12 protein-coding genes and 1 pseudogene are annotated in these 14,890 nt (G+C 38.1%); all 13 read left to right on the top strand.

Annotated elements, in window-relative coordinates:
• Positions 1 to 51 precede the first annotated feature (51 nt).
• The 13 genes and pseudogenes from MTBBW1_RS11375 (at position 52) to MTBBW1_RS30345 (ending at position 14,501) form a co-directional block, all read left to right on the top strand.
• A complete protein-coding gene (locus MTBBW1_RS11375; protein ID WP_080803520.1) occupies positions 52 to 903 on the top strand; it encodes a hypothetical protein in 852 nt (283 codons plus the stop codon).
• Between the two features lie 328 nt (positions 904 to 1,231).
• Positions 1,232 to 1,621 carry a PilN domain-containing protein gene (locus tag MTBBW1_RS11370; RefSeq protein ID WP_186441222.1) on the top strand — a complete coding sequence of 130 codons (390 nt, stop codon included), beginning with the start codon at positions 1,232 to 1,234 and terminating at the stop codon, positions 1,619 to 1,621.
• Positions 1,622 to 1,682: 61 nt separating this feature from the next.
• Entirely contained in the window at positions 1,683 to 2,216 is a 534-nt protein-coding gene (locus MTBBW1_RS11365; protein ID WP_139786744.1) for a hypothetical protein, read from the top strand.
• A gap of 4 nt (positions 2,217 to 2,220) precedes the next feature.
• Positions 2,221 to 3,312 (top strand): type II secretion system protein GspN, encoded by a 1,092-nt coding sequence (gspN, locus tag MTBBW1_RS11360; protein WP_186441221.1) that lies wholly within the window; start codon positions 2,221 to 2,223, stop codon positions 3,310 to 3,312.
• A gap of 200 nt (positions 3,313 to 3,512) precedes the next feature.
• Positions 3,513 to 5,105 carry a DNA methyltransferase gene (locus MTBBW1_RS11355; RefSeq protein ID WP_222424047.1) on the top strand — a complete coding sequence of 531 codons (1,593 nt, stop codon included), beginning with the start codon at positions 3,513 to 3,515 and terminating at the stop codon, positions 5,103 to 5,105.
• The gene (locus tag MTBBW1_RS11350) at positions 5,105 to 5,887 is read left to right on the top strand and encodes a TdeIII family type II restriction endonuclease (protein WP_080803509.1); all 783 of its coding nucleotides are present in this window, start codon (positions 5,105 to 5,107) and stop codon (positions 5,885 to 5,887) included. Before MTBBW1_RS11355 ends, MTBBW1_RS11350 begins: the two co-directional genes overlap by 1 nt.
• 433 nt (positions 5,888 to 6,320) lie before the next feature.
• Positions 6,321 to 7,253 (top strand): type II secretion system protein GspC, encoded by a 933-nt coding sequence (gspC, locus tag MTBBW1_RS11345; protein ID WP_080803505.1) that lies wholly within the window; start codon positions 6,321 to 6,323, stop codon positions 7,251 to 7,253.
• The gene (gene gspD, locus MTBBW1_RS11340) at positions 7,243 to 9,336 is read left to right on the top strand and encodes a type II secretion system secretin GspD (protein WP_245809344.1); all 2,094 of its coding nucleotides are present in this window, start codon (positions 7,243 to 7,245) and stop codon (positions 9,334 to 9,336) included. Before gspC ends, gspD begins: the two co-directional genes overlap by 11 nt.
• Complete coding sequence (gene gspE, locus MTBBW1_RS11335) at positions 9,337 to 11,112, top strand: type II secretion system ATPase GspE (RefSeq protein WP_245809343.1); 1,776 nt, start codon at positions 9,337 to 9,339, stop codon at positions 11,110 to 11,112. It begins immediately after the preceding gene.
• A gap of 7 nt (positions 11,113 to 11,119) precedes the next feature.
• Positions 11,120 to 11,665 carry a membrane protein insertion efficiency factor YidD gene (gene yidD, locus MTBBW1_RS11330; RefSeq protein WP_080803497.1) on the top strand — a complete coding sequence of 182 codons (546 nt, stop codon included), beginning with the start codon at positions 11,120 to 11,122 and terminating at the stop codon, positions 11,663 to 11,665.
• On the top strand, positions 11,649 to 12,803 hold the full coding sequence (locus tag MTBBW1_RS11325) for a tetratricopeptide repeat protein (RefSeq protein ID WP_139786743.1): 1,155 nt from the start codon (positions 11,649 to 11,651) through the stop codon (positions 12,801 to 12,803). The genes yidD and MTBBW1_RS11325 overlap by 17 nt, the downstream gene beginning before the upstream one ends.
• A gap of 26 nt (positions 12,804 to 12,829) precedes the next feature.
• Positions 12,830 to 13,459: a cobalamin B12-binding domain-containing protein gene (locus tag MTBBW1_RS11320; protein ID WP_080803489.1), complete on the top strand. Its 630-nt coding sequence runs from the start codon at positions 12,830 to 12,832 to the stop codon at positions 13,457 to 13,459.
• Positions 13,456 to 14,501: pseudogene (locus MTBBW1_RS30345) on the top strand (uroporphyrinogen decarboxylase family protein). The gene MTBBW1_RS11320 and the pseudogene MTBBW1_RS30345 overlap by 4 nt, the downstream one beginning before the upstream one ends.
• Positions 14,502 to 14,890: the final 389 nt, after the last annotated feature.

Genomic DNA, 14,890 nt, shown 5'->3' with positions numbered 1-14,890 from the left:
ATGACTGACGAGTAATATAAACAGATATAACATAACTTTGGCAAAACAGGTATGAGCGAAAAAATTCTGGGAATCGAAATTGGTACAAGTATTATTTATGGAGTTGTTATCCAGAAAACCAGGAAAGGTATTTTCATACTTGATGCCTGTCATGTACCATACGATGTAAAAACTCATGAACTTGAAGAGGCTCTTGAAAATCTTCTTTCAGAACTTGATACTACAGGATGCACTGCATCAGCCATAACCATTTCCCCGTCCATGGCATTTTTCAGAACTCTTGATTTTCCATTCAGCTCACCTGCCAAGATTAGGCAGGTTCTGGATTTTGAGCTTGCATCAGTTTTACCGCTTCCTTCTGCAGGTTATCTGTCGGATTTCAGTATAATAAAGGCTGTCATACCAGATGAAACTGGGTTGCAATATCCGGAAATGGCCAACATGGTGGCTAAAAACACAAAACACTCCATATTTACGACATCGGTTCCAACTGAAATAGTTGATATCTGCTTTAACATAGTCAGTAAAAGAGCTGTTCAACCAGACATGATAACTGTTTCAGGGCTTCCTGCTGCCCACCTTCTGACAAAATCTTATTCTGCCAGCTCTTCAGAAGATCATAGCACAATAACCATATTGATACTTATTAATGCAGATGAGATTACAACAGTTTTTATTTACCAAAAAAATATTCTGGCCATCCGCACATTTTCCATAACAAAAAAGATGCCTTCAGGTAAACCCCTGAAAACAGATTCTTTTTACAATAAGCACCTCCAGCAGACAATGACAGCTCTTTCCATGCGACATGGCATCACAGGGGAAAGGGCAAACTACTATGTTATATCCAGCGCACCTGAAAAATACAGTCCAGAGTTTAATTCAAAAATTTTAAAACCTTAAAAATCTCAACTGCGATGATCTGACAGGCCATATTTTTCTGAAAAATGACTCTCCAGTTAAAGAGAGCATCTCACTTGAAAACAGCTCTCCAAGTAAAGAGAATCAAAAAAATATCTGGTTCAACTCTGTTGCAGCAGCAACTCTTTGCACTGAAAAGCCTGCACTACCAGACTTCTGCCAGGGCATTTATGCAAAGAACTCGTTTTTTAAAAAATATAAAAACAATATTATTCAGTTAATGTTTTTTTTACTGTTGTGCTTATCTGCCTTTTTTATCAATATCAAGTATGAAACCAACCTTCTTCAAAAAGAGCTTGACAGGGTAAATATGTCCATTCACACAATATTCAAGCAGACATTCCCTGATGTCAAAATCATTGTGGACCCACTTATGCAGATGAAGGTAAATGTCAGAGAGGCTGAAAAGGAAATTTCCTTTGAAAAATCAGGAGACGGAGATTACTCATATGTAAAAGCAATGGATATACTTTATGAACTATCCATAAATATTTCAGATGAGATTGATATAGAGATAAACCGTTTTCTTTTCAGTGAAAGAAGAATTGTAATGACAGGTACCACTGACAATTTTAATTCTGTGGACAGGATTAAAACAAACCTTGATAAATCTTCACTATTTAAAAATATCACAATCAGTAGTGCCACGGCAGAGAATAATGGAACCCGTGTTAAGTTTAATTTTGCCATTGATCTTTAGACCATTGATCTTTAGAATTTTTTGTATGCTTCATCTATATATTTTTTATGGGTTATAACAAATGATTACCAGATTTTCCCGACGGGAACGAATAATGATTCTGACTGCTATGTCAGTTATTGCAATAGCAATTATTACCCATTTTATAATTTTCCCTGCAATTGACAAAAAAGAAAATATAATCCACAGGATTACCATCAAGCAAAAAGAGCTGTATGAAATGGAATCCCTTAAGCTTAGATACAACAAGATAAGGCAGGCAGAGATTGCAGAAAAGGCCATTGTCATGAAAAGAGACGCTTCATTTACTCTATTCTCTTTCCTTGACCAGCTTGCCCGCACCATACAGGTCAGGCAAAACGTTGCATATATGAAACCATCTGCCCGCAAATCAGATATAAGCGGTGTCACCATATCCAATGTAAAAGTGAAACTTGATAATCTTTTAATAGACAAGGTGGTTGACCTTATAAACGCCATTGAAACTTCTGAAAACGGAGTTCATATAACCTCTCTTTCACTTGCAGCATCAGGTAATGACCGCAAACTTACAGCAGTAATTGAAACCGAAACAATTGTATTGGATGAAAGGTGATCTTATGAATGCAAAAAAAGTTATCTTATATGTTATATATACGATTGCAGCCTCTGTTTTTTTCCTTGTTATGCTGTTTCCTGGTGAAAAGGTTGCAGAGTCACTTGCCACAAGAATCAACAACTCATTAAAACATGGAAAGATCACTATTGGAAAACTGAATCCCTCATTTCCACCTGTGGGAGTAAAGTTGTCTCCTGTACAGATAAATTTTAATAACAGTATGATAAAAAATGAACTTCCAGCAGAAAATGAAAATAAACCGAAACCCTGGAACAAACCTGAAACTGGGAATAAACCTGAAGCCGGAAATAAACCTGAAGCCGGAAATAAACCTGAAGCCGGAAATAAACCTGAAGCCGGAAATAAACCTGAAGCCGGAAATAAACCTGAAACCTGGAACAAGACGGAAACTGCAGAAGGAACCATTGATATAGATTTTATATCCATCTATCCACGCTTTCTGACCCTGCACAGAGTGGATAAATATCTTGATTTCAAAGCCCGAAAGGGCAACGGTGCCGCCACAGGAAGAATAAAACTGAAATCCCCATCAATAAGAGAGCTGCCTTCAGATATTTACATTGACATGAATCTTGCAAAAGTTGAACTTGAAAATATCAGGTACAGCGCCGAAGGGTTTGACTTTTACTGCTCCTTTATTATGGATGGAGATATTGACTACAGTGCCCCTGTAAAGACAATTGACAGAGGAAGCGGTGAAGCTTCTGTAAAACTTTCCAGTTGCAAAATCAGTTCAGATGATCCCCTTTTAAAACAGATGGGCTTTTCCAGACTTAAATTTGACTCCATTGACATTGAATTGAAAAAAGAGGAACTTGCCCTTACAGTTGATCGTTTAGATGCTTCAGGCCCAAACATGAAGATAAACTTAAAGGGTAAAATCTCACTTGGAAGTGCTCCTGAAAACTGTTATCTTGCATTAACCGGAGAATTAAAACCCAATGCATCCCATGTATCATCCCTTGCCGGCATTGCTGCTGTCTCCATGCTTTTTTCTGGCTCTTCCAAGGGTATTCCTTTCAAAGTCACAGGAACACTTAAAAAGCCTGTTATCAAAATGTTGGACATATAAAAATAAAATTATCTGGCATCCTTCATATAATACAGAAAGTACTTTAAACTTTCCGGAACAGTATCCCCGAAAAACGGGCATTCTGTTCGGGAAAGTGTAAACTGGGAAATGAAAGATGCAAAATTATCTTAATGCTTTTTCAAGTTTAAACTATCGAGTGATTTTTAAGACAATTCAAAGGTTCAAGGCTTTTTATAGATATGAGAAAATCAGAAATGCAAAATTTTATGACAATTCAAGAAGCAAGTGTGTGGGCTTCAAAATACATTGGTAAAAATGTTACTCCTTCAAATATATCGTATTTACTTCAATATGGAAGAATACCTAAAAACGGGAATAATGGAAATGCTATTATAAACAAACAGGATTTGGAAGAGTATTATAATGCACATTATGAAACGAAAGAATACCGCTGGAAAAAACAATTGGGCGATGATTTAAATTGGAAATTGTCATTTTCTGAATATAAAGAATCTGAGACAACAAAACACGTTCACAGATTGCATTCATACAAAGGAAAATTTATTCCTCAATTAGTTGAGTATTTTCTTGACCAACACACTGATAAATTTAAAAAAGAGGTTTTTTTTAACGAGGGAGATATTATTTTAGATCCCTTTTGCGGAAGCGGAACAACTCTTGTGCAGGCAAACGAATTAAATTTGCATTCAATCGGAATTGATGTTTCTGCCTTTAACGCATTTATGAGTAATATTAAAATCGGTAAATATGATGTTAAAGAGATAAAAAAGAGTGCTGATCTAATAACAAAAAAGCTGAATGAATTTCAGAAAGAAAAAAACAATGTGTTGTTTGAGCAGGAATTATTAGGAGAGTTAAAAATATTCAATGATCAATATTTTCCTTCACCACAATTTAAATATGATGTCAGGCAAAAAAAAATTAATGACAAATTGTATGGACAACAACACTCTGACTATTTTTTAAATATTTATGAAACTCTTATAAGTAAATACAAAATTGAATTGAAACAGGAAAAAGACTCTTCCTTTTTAGATAAATGGTTTTTAAAGGTTGTCCGACAGGAAATAGATTTTGTCTTTGAACAAATAAAATCTATCAGTAATATTGAAACAAAAAAAATTCTTGCATTGGTCTTGAGCAGAACAATTCGTTCATGCCGTGCTACTACTCACGCTGATTTAGCAACTTTAAAAGAACCTGTAATTACAACGTATTATTGTAAAAAACATGGGAAAATATGTAAGCCATTGTTTTCAATTTCATCTTGGTGGCAAAGATACATTAAAGACACCATTAAAAGAATTATCCAGTTTGACAAACTAAGAAGCAACACTTATCAAAAATGTTTAATTGGAGACAGCAGAACCATAAACATTGTTCAAGAAATAGGGAAGAAGCATCATGAACTAAGCAAATTGCTTGAAAATAAAAAAATTGATGGGATTTTTTCCAGTCCTCCTTATGTAGGATTGATAAATTATCATGAGCAACATGCTTACGCCTATGATCTGTTTGGTTTCAAAAGAGCTGATGATTTTGAAATCGGGCCTTTATTCAAAGGCCAAGGGGTAGAAGCGCGTAAATCTTATGTCAAAGGTATTTCTGATGTTTTGAATAACTGCAAGCAATATTTAAAAAAGGATTATGATATCTTTTTAGTAGCAAACGATAAATATCGCTTATACCCTCAAATAGCAGACCTATCCGGAATGAAAATCGTAAATGAATATAAAAGACCAGTTTTAAATCGTGTTGAAAAAGATAGGTCTGCTTATTCCGAGATAATCTTCCATTTGAAGGAGCAATAATGGCACTATCGAACAAACAGAAACAAAAAATCAAAGAATTATTATCCCAAAAGATTAAAAACAAATTAACTTCATATGGTAGAGAAACGACCTCAATGCCATTTTTAGCAAGATTAATCCAGGATAATGAAAAAATTGCGGCTTATTCTTTTATACATTCTATGGCAACAACTCTTGGAATGAGCATCTATGAAGATGTTTCTGTCATAATAGCATCTGAGAACTCTTATGAAGCTTTCAGAAATTATGGAGTAGGTGGAGCAATCTCAAACAAACAAAAAACAGTAATTTCTAATATTGTAACAGGACTTAGAAACAAAGAGCGAACTGCTTCAATTGATAAAGAAGTTAAGGAGGTTTTGGAGGCCTCTGCTGAAAACGGAGAATTTCAAAGATCAGGCAATATTGCTGATTTTTATATGAACAGAGATGGAGAAGAACATTATTTTGAGATAAAAACTGTTAAACCCAATATTGATGTGTTTGAAAAAAGTAAAACAAAATTATTAGAGTGGGTTGCAAGGCGAAGAAAGCCTATTAAGGTTTATCTTGCGTTTCCATATAATCCATACTACCCCAAACCATATCATCGTTTTACAGAGGTAGGCATGATGAATCCACCAAATGATTTTTTAGTTGGTGATGAATATTGGGATTTTATAGGAGGCCATAATACTTTCTCTGAGCTGTTAAAAACATTCGATGAGGTAGGCAAGAAATTTAGAGACCAATTAAATACTAAATTCAAAGAAATAGCTAAAGAGAAGATAGATTCATATTAGTAACTCATCAGTCATCAGTTCTAACGATGACCACCAAAAATAGTATTTTACCGTGGAAATAGATACATTATTTTCATGATCGGGGGTGGCCGGACTCCGGCCATGACGGTTTACCGTGAAAATGACTATCATTTTTATATTTGGGGGTGATTGATACGTAATCAATCATGCCTGTTTACTCGTAAGTCATAAGTTCTCTAAATGGAGACCACAGAAAGTATTTTTCAGAGAATTGAAAGAACAATATGTGGTGGTGGATTTGAGAAGTTAGGACTCTTGAGTATTTTAATGGCAACCTAAAAAATAATCTATGGTGAAAGCTTTGAGAAGTGACGACTCCTTCAGTTAGTCAAAACATGAAAAAAGTTCTTCTTCGACCTGGACTATCAGAAGCCAAGATTCCTCTTTCAGTCTTAATCAGGGAATATTAATTTTGAAACTTCTATTCCATATTCTAAATACACTATTTCTGACTCTTGCCATTTTTTTGCTTGTTGAGACCCTTTACAAAGGTTTTGAAGGCAAAATTCTCACCCAGGAGACACATATCCAATCATCACCAAACTCCAGACTTAAATCTGTTGATACAACTATTCCAAATTCAATTGTAAAATCAATCTCCATTGCGCATTATGATGCCATAAAAAAACGAAACCTTTTCAAAACATCTTCAGAAGCTATGAATTCTGAAAAAAAAGAAGAAACTGATGATTTATCAGATGCAGAAATTGAATCCCTTGAAAAAACCACACTCAATATAAAACTGTGGGGCACTGTAAAAGGCGGCGACACTGAGAACTATGCAGTCATAGAAAATGCAAGTGACAGAAAGCAGGGACTTTACAGACAGGGTGAGATCATAGAGGGTACTTCTGCTGTCATAAGAAAAGTTCTTCGTATGAGCGTTATAATCAATAATAATGGAAAGGATCAGGTGCTTGAAATGTCAAGTGACGTTTCAGCCTCAAACATAAGTACAAGCTCAGGTATCCTTCGAAATACTGCCGCAACCTCCACATCTGTGGATAGGGGAGAAGATGATGACAAGATTGAAATGACCATTCAAAGATCAATGATTGAAGAGTCCATGCAGGATATAAATAATCTCATGAAACAGGTAAGAATACGTCCCCATTTTACAGGCGGCGAGGCTGATGGTATTCTTCTTTATGGTATAAAGCAAAGCTCCATGTTCAATGAAATGGGCATAAGAAATGGAGATATAATAATGGGTGTGGATGGAAATGCCATCCGGTCAGTGGAAGATGCAATAGGTTTGTATGATACCCTTCAAAACGCCTCTGAAGCCAAAATCCAGATTAAAAGACGCGGCAGGACAAAGGAAATTTTATACCATGTTGAATAAAAAAAAATTATTTCCCACGACAATACAGAGGATATTTATCACCATCCTCTTTGTATCAATGGCATTTTTCATGACAGCGGGAATCCTGCCTTCAGGATTATCAGACGATCATGGCCTTGTGACAACGGCCAATGCTTTAGAACTTAAAAAAAGCAGAAAAAACATGACAGCAGATGGCCACATAAAACAATCCACACAAAACACAAAAGAGACCACAGAGAACACAAAAGAGACAGAGATCATCCCAAATATCAATGAAGCTGATGTTTCAATAGATTTCAACAATGTTGACATCAATGTTTTTATCAAATTTATAAGCGAGCTTACAAAAAAGAACTTCATTGTTGATAACAGGGTCAAGGGCAATGTCACTGTTATATCGCCTTCCAGAATTTCCGTAAAGGAGGCATACCGAGTATTTGAATCTGTACTCAACATTCATGGTTTTTCTGCTGTTGAGTCAGGAGAGGTAATCAAGATAATGCCTTTGGCAGAAGCACGTTCCCAAAACCTTGATACACGTCTTTTCAGGGATATGGAAAACTCAGGTGACAGCATGGTTACAAGAATAATTCCACTTACCTATGCTGATGCAGACGAAATGAAGCGAATCTTTACACCTCTTATATCAAAGGGAAGCGTTATACTCTCCTATTCCGATACAAACATGCTGATTATAACAGATACCCAGTCAAATATAGAGCGTCTTATGAAGATAATAGATGCCGTGGATATAATGGGAATCGGCAAAAAGATATCGGTTATCCCTGTCCAAAACGCCGATGCTGTAAAACTTGTCCAGAACCTTTCCACAATTTTCACAGCAAGAAGTAGAGGCGAAAAGGGAAAAGAGGATCCAGATCTCACAGTTAAATTTGTGGCTGATGAACGCACAAACTCTGTTGTCCTTCTTGCAAGTGAGGCAGAGACAGAAAGAGTCACAGCACTTATAAACCTTCTTGACCAGAAAATCCCCAAAGGTGAGGAAAAGGTGAGAGTCTATTACCTTGAACATGCATCATCTGAAAATCTGGCAAAGGTACTTCAGGAGATACCTTCTGCTCCTGCTGATGGTCAGGCCCAGGGAAAAAAGCTTGCTCCCATTGTCTCAAAATCAGTGAGAATAATGGCTGACAAAGCAACCAACAGCCTTATCATAATGGCTGATAAAGAGGATTATCCTGTACTGGAAGAGGTTATCTCCAAACTTGATATCCCCAGGGCCATGGTCTATATCGAATGCCTTATAATGGAGGTTAATGTCACAAGCGGCCTTGATATCGGTACAGAGTGGCGTGTTGGAGAAGGCTTTGATTCAGATGACAGCGGAAATGACCGCGGTGTTTACTTTGGCGGATTCGGTGGCAATGGCTATTCAAACTTCAATACAATTGCCACAACCGGAAACCTGCCCACCGGTTTTTCAGTAGGTGTTATGGGAAAGACACTCGCCATTGGAAATCTTGTTTTTCCATCCATCGGAGCAGTGGTTCAGGCCTATAAAAGCGATGACAACGTACATATACTCTCAACCCCACAGATTCTCACCACAGATAATGAAGAGGCATCTCTTACCATCGGCAAGAATGTCCCCTACCAGACCCGATCGGCTGCTGACAATGCAACCGACACATACAGCTCCTACGAATACAAGGATGTTGGTATCACTCTTAAAATAACACCCCAGATAAGTAATGACAGGCTGGTGAGACTAAATGTATTTCAGGAAATAACAAAACTTGATTCTGTAACCCAAAGTGCCCAGACAGATCGCCCCACAACTCTTAAGCGCCAGATTCAGACAACATTGATTGTTGAGGACGGAAACACCGTTGTCATAGGGGGGCTTATTGACGAGACCCTTTCAAAATCACAGCACAGCCTTCCCTGCCTTGGAGACATTCCAGGGCTTGGCTATCTTTTCAAAACTGTTTCAGACGGTGAGGACAGAACCAACCTCTATGTCTTCCTTACCCCAAGGGTTATCAAAAATCCCCTTGAGGCAGAAGGTATTTATAACGAGAAAAAAGAAGAGATTGATTCCATTAAAAAGGGAAGTATTAAATTATATAAAGGGAACTAAGTGTTTAATACATTCTTACAGCTTCTCTCAAAAGAGACATCAATATCCCGTGAATCTGAAGAAAAAATTGTCAGACTATACTTGAAAAACAGGGATGATTTCATGGAAGCCATGCAGTCATCAGGCATTGTTGAGGAGATTCATATCCTCTCTGTGATGTCAAAAGTTTTTTCCATACCGCTTCTGAACGAGATCGACCATGCCGACCCATCCCTGCTATCCATTCTCAATGAAAAACGGTTTACAGAAACAGTTTCTTCCCAGTTTCTCAAAAAGCTCTGCATGGCACCAGTGTCAATGTCATCAACTTCTCCTTCTGCATCTCAAATAGATGACCATGATTCATCATCCTCTGTATCCATTGCCCTTAACAATCCCATTGATCTTTCTCCGGCAGATGAAATAGCCCGAATTCTTGGCATTGCAATGCCCAGGTTTTATCTTGCCCCAAAGGGAGAAATTCTCTCTGCCATAAATCACATTTACAGCGAGACAGAAGAGAGTACAAGAAGACTTGTTGAAAATATGGAGGAAAACGGAAAAAGCATTATAAAAGAGATTCAGGAGACCTCTGATCTTCTTGATGACACAAGCGACGCACCTGTTATCCGCCTTGTTAATCACATGATATCTCAGTCTGTAAAGGCAAATGCAAGTGATATTCACATTGAACCCTTTCAAGATACAATTAAAATCCGTTACAGAATTGATGGCATTCTTTATGATCTTCTTGAACCACCTAAATGGATTCAATCAGCTCTCATATCCAGGGTAAAGGTTATGGCAGATATGGATATAGCTGAAAAAAGGGTGCCCCAGGACGGCCGCATTGAAGTCAGGCTTGGACAGCAGAAGATAGACATCAGAGTATCTACTGTTCCAACTTCATTTGGAGAGCGCCTTGTCATGCGCCTTCTTAATAAATCAGGCAATCTTCTTGAGTTATCCCAGTCAGGAATATCTCGAGAAGCTTTAAAAACTTTCAACCGCCTTATAACCATCAATAACGGTATCATACTGGTCACAGGCCCCACAGGCAGTGGCAAAACAACAACTCTGTATGCAGCTCTTTCCAGCATCAACTCTCCAGACAAAAACATTATAACAATTGAAGACCCAGTGGAATACAACCTCAAGGGCATTGGCCAGATTCAGGTGAATCGAAAAATAGGGATGACCTTTGCAAAGGGCCTTCGATCAATTGTACGCCAGGATCCTGACGTGATTCTTGTTGGGGAGATACGTGATCTGGAAACAGCAGAAATTGCCATACAATCTGCACTTACAGGTCATCTGGTTTTTTCAACCCTGCACACAAACGATTCGGCAGGAGCAGTGACAAGGCTTGTGGATCTTGGCGTAGAGCCATATCTTATTACATCTTCCGTAAAGGCTGTTGCTGCACAAAGACTTGTCAGGATCCTCTGCTCAAACTGCAAGGTGCCATATAACCCGGATAAGGGGGAAAGAGTTATACTTGATCTTGAAAACACACATTCAAAGCCTGATTCACAACCCCTGAATAGAGTCACAATATTCAAAGCAAGGGGCTGTCCCCAATGTTTCAACACCGGATATACAGGACGCCAGGCAATTTTTGAAATCATGGAGCTTAACGAATCCCTGAAAAATAAAATCCTTACAACATCAGACGCCAACCAGATTAAGCAGGAAGCCTTGTCCAGGGGAATGACAACGCTTCGTCAGGATGGCGTGAACAAGGTGCTTCAGGGCATTACAAGCGTTGAGGAAGTACTCCGTGTTACCCAGGAGTAAAGCAACTGTGAAAAAAAAATCATTTTTTACAACCTTTTCTATCATAATAAGAGTGATTTACACTTCTTTTACCGTGGAAATGGATACATTATTTTCATGGTCGGGGGTGGCTGAGCGCCAGCCATGTCCGTTTATTGAGATTCGCAAAAAACACCCATGGTGTTCTGAAAAGCCGAAATCGGCAAATAAAGGATTTCCACCTTTTTTATATATACCTTATATTACTCTTATTCTCCTGTTTGTCCTGTTCCTGCCCGTAAAAACAACTGCAAATGAAAACAGCCCTATCCTGTTTACGTTTTACAAAAAACATATCTCAGTTACTGACGGCAATCGCTGCGCCATGTTTCCCTCATGCTCAAAATATGCAGAGGATGCATTAAAAAAACATGGACTTTTCATTGGCTGGATAATGACATGTGACCGCCTGATCAGGTGTGGACGTGATGAAACAAAACATTTGCGGGCAAAACCCTTTGAATCCAACGGGAGAATTTTTTTTTCAGATCCTGTTAAAGCCAATGACTTCTGGTGGTATGATGAAAAGAATTAACCTCACCACAACAGCCCTGAATTACAGATTAAAAAATCTCTGGATACCTTGCCCCTTTAATTCTATTTTTATTCTGTTTCTATCCTTTTCCCTCTTTTTATTCGATCCTATCATAGAGGTGCTTCACAGCAGTTCACCAGCAACGGGAGAAGAGACGCTTACAATAAATTCAGATATGCAGTTTAACTATGCAATGGAGCTGTTTGCATCAGGGGATTTTACATCTTCAGTTGTTGAACTAAGTCGTTTCATACATTTTTTTCCAGATAATATAAGAGTAAAAGAGGCCAGACTGCAAAAAGGCTTTGCCCTTTATAAACTGAAACGATTTCCTGAAGCTCTGAATGAATTCAAAGCCCTTGCAACTGAATTTTATTCACCTCGAACAATCAGTTTAGATGAGAAGCTTTCATCAACTGCTTCTGATGAAGGGATGACATCAGGCACTCCAGATAATATTATTATTCCAGGAAATAGCGGTGACCCAATTCAAATTGAAGCTCTTTTCATGACAAGTGCAACATTTCTTGCCATAAAAAGAGATGTATCGGCTGAGGTGATGCTCCATAATCTTTTATTGCTCTATTCAGCAGAGGAAAAAGCTGATATTATCAAAATTAAAGATCACGCCCTCTACTCCCTTGCGTGGATATATTTTGGAAGAGCTGAACAGCAACATGCTTCAATGGATGAAAAAAAAGGCTTCCTTCTGAAAGGTCTCCGGTACCTTGATAAAATATCAATTTCAAACAGAGCAAGATATCAGGTTTCTGAAATCGTAAAAGACATTCAGGAGACCATTGAAAAAATGAAAATCAATGGCAAAAAACCAATACTATCTGGTATATTATCAATTATTCCAGGCGGAGGTTTTTCCTATTGTAACCGTTACCATGATGCTCTTGCTGCAATGATGGTGAATGCAGCATTGATATTTGCTTCAGTCAGGGCATTTGAAGATGAAAATGCTGCATTGGGTGGAATCCTCGGAGTAATTGAATTTGGTTTCTACGGGGGGAATATTTATGGAGGGATATCCAGTGCCCACAAGCATAATCAACAGCTTGTAGAGTTATCCATGAATGAACTACACAAAAAATTCCGGCACCGTTCATTTATCAATTTACACTTAAAATAATTCCGGGAATTTACACGGGAAAATATATGGAAAAACTTATAGAAAATTTTGTACAATCTCTGCTATCTCTTGACAGACTCTCTGCCAAAAAAATGCTGGAAGATTTTACATCCGCTCCCAAGATCACTTTTATTGAATCTGTTGTCATTCCAGCACTTGAAAAAATAGGCAAAGGATGGCAGGAAGGTGAGTTTGCCCTGTCACAGGTTTATATGGCCGGACGTATTTGTGAAGATCTGGTTTATGAAATTCTGCCTTCTGGCTCTCCTGAGAGAAAAGATCAACCTAAAATGGCTATATGCGTTCTTTCAGATCAACATAAACTGGGAAAAACAATTGTATATTCTCTTTTAAGAGCAAGCGGGTTTGATCTTCTTGATTACGGTACAATGGAAGTTGATGATTTAGTTGTCAATGTCAGGCAAGATGGAATCAAGGTTTTATTGATTTCAGTTCTTATGCTGCCATCAGCACTGAAAATCAGACAACTAAAAGAGAAACTTGTAAGCCTTGACCTTGATGTCAAAATTGTCGTTGGAGGCGCACCTTTCAGATTTGATAACAAGCTCTGGCAGGAGGTGGGAGCTGATGCCATGTGTGCAAACGCATCCGAGGCTGTCTCGGTCATCAGAAGTATTTCGGGAGGTGTGGAATGAGTAAGAGAGAGTTCCCTTTAACATCAATGCAACGAGTGCTGACAGCTATTGGACATAAAGAGCCGGATCGCGTACCTTTTTTTCTCCTTGTTACCATGCATGGAGCTAAAGAGTTAGGGCTTTCCATCAGGGAGTACTTTTCCAAGGCTGAAAATGTAGTTGAAGGGCAGTTGAGATTACGTGCAAAATACAGGCATGACTCTATTTATAATTTTTTTTATGCACCACTTGAAATTGAGGCCTTTGGAGGAGAGATAATCTATCAGGATGAAGCTCCTGTTAACTCAGGTATTCCCATGATCAAAAACTTCCGGGATATCAAAAACCTTGAAGTCCCAAATATCAAAAAGAGTCCATGCCTGCAGAAAGTATTGAAATCATCGCAGATGCTTAAAGAAAAATCGGTGATGAAGCCCCGATTGTCGGTGTTGTAATATCTCCTTTTTCATTGCCAGTAATGCAGATGGGATTTGATAAATATATTGAACTTATGTATGAAAGCCCTGATCTTTTTAACCATCTGATGAAAATCAATGAAAAATTCTGCGTAGAATGGGCAAATGCACAACTTGAAGCCGGCACCACAGCAATATGCTATTTTGATCCTGTATCTTCCACAACAATTACCACAAAAGATATGTATCTTAAAACCGGATTTGAAGTTGCCAGGCGCACAATTGCACAAATAAAAGGGCCTACAGCCACGCATATGGCTTCCGGCCGCTGTTTGTCAATTACAAAAGATATAGCAATGACAGGTACTGCCATTGTTGGCGTCAGTGCAGAAGAGGATCTTGCAACATTAAAACAAAGCTGCGGAAAAAGCCTTACTCTGATGGGCAACCTTAACGGCATTGAGATGCGACGCTGGACACCTGATATGGCAGAAAATATCGTCCGAAAGGCAATTGCACAGGCAGGTGCAGGAGGAGGATTCATTTTATCTGACAATCATGGTGAGATTCCATTTCAAGTACCTGATGATGTGTTAATGGCAATATCAGAAGCTGTCCATAAATGGGGAAAATACCCTTTACAATAGATCTATTCAAAAACGACATATTATTGCTTTTACAGAAGTTATTGCAGTTGTCTGAACCAGGATAACCAGGATGGATAGGATGCTCAGGATAGATAATCCTGCCTTATCCTGTTAATCTTGGATATCCTGATTCAGACAGTGTTGACAAAGCTCAAAAGATAATGGGTGTCGAATTTGAGGATCTACATGGCAGATTCATGCAACAATAAAAGAGATTAAAATTTCTATAAAAACAAGTAGTTACAATGTCTTTCATACACCCCCCATGTTTGCTAACGCACCACAACGAAACATGAAAGTCGTTGTATATCAGTATGTTACGGAGACTTTCTAATAACGTACATGGCGGATTACCGCCACAATCGAAGGGATGAAAGTCATTTTCAAAA

The sequence above is a fragment of the Desulfamplus magnetovallimortis genome (genome assembly GCF_900170035.1).
GTDB classification, from domain to species: Bacteria; Desulfobacterota; Desulfobacteria; order Desulfobacterales; family Desulfobacteraceae; genus Desulfamplus; species Desulfamplus magnetovallimortis.
Note: the sequence above shows the minus strand (reverse complement) of the source record. Positions and strands in the feature narration are given on the sequence as shown.

Bases quoted from the DNA above. Each gene is read 5' to 3' on its own strand.
- MTBBW1_RS11375 (WP_080803520.1), top strand. From the start codon at position 52: ATGAGCGAAAAAATTCTGGGAATCGAAATTGGTACAAGTATTATTTAT.
- MTBBW1_RS11370 (WP_186441222.1), top strand. From the start codon at position 1,232: ATGTCCATTCACACAATATTCAAGCAGACATTCCCTGATGTCAAAATC.
- MTBBW1_RS11365 (WP_139786744.1), top strand. From the start codon at position 1,683: ATGATTACCAGATTTTCCCGACGGGAACGAATAATGATTCTGACTGCT.
- gspN (WP_186441221.1), top strand. From the start codon at position 2,221: ATGAATGCAAAAAAAGTTATCTTATATGTTATATATACGATTGCAGCC.
- MTBBW1_RS11355 (WP_222424047.1), top strand. From the start codon at position 3,513: ATGAGAAAATCAGAAATGCAAAATTTTATGACAATTCAAGAAGCAAGT.
- MTBBW1_RS11350 (WP_080803509.1), top strand. From the start codon at position 5,105: ATGGCACTATCGAACAAACAGAAACAAAAAATCAAAGAATTATTATCC.
- gspD (WP_245809344.1), top strand. From the start codon at position 7,243: ATGTTGAATAAAAAAAAATTATTTCCCACGACAATACAGAGGATATTT.
- MTBBW1_RS11325 (WP_139786743.1), top strand. From the start codon at position 11,649: ATGATGAAAAGAATTAACCTCACCACAACAGCCCTGAATTACAGATTA.
- MTBBW1_RS11320 (WP_080803489.1), top strand. From the start codon at position 12,830: ATGGAAAAACTTATAGAAAATTTTGTACAATCTCTGCTATCTCTTGAC.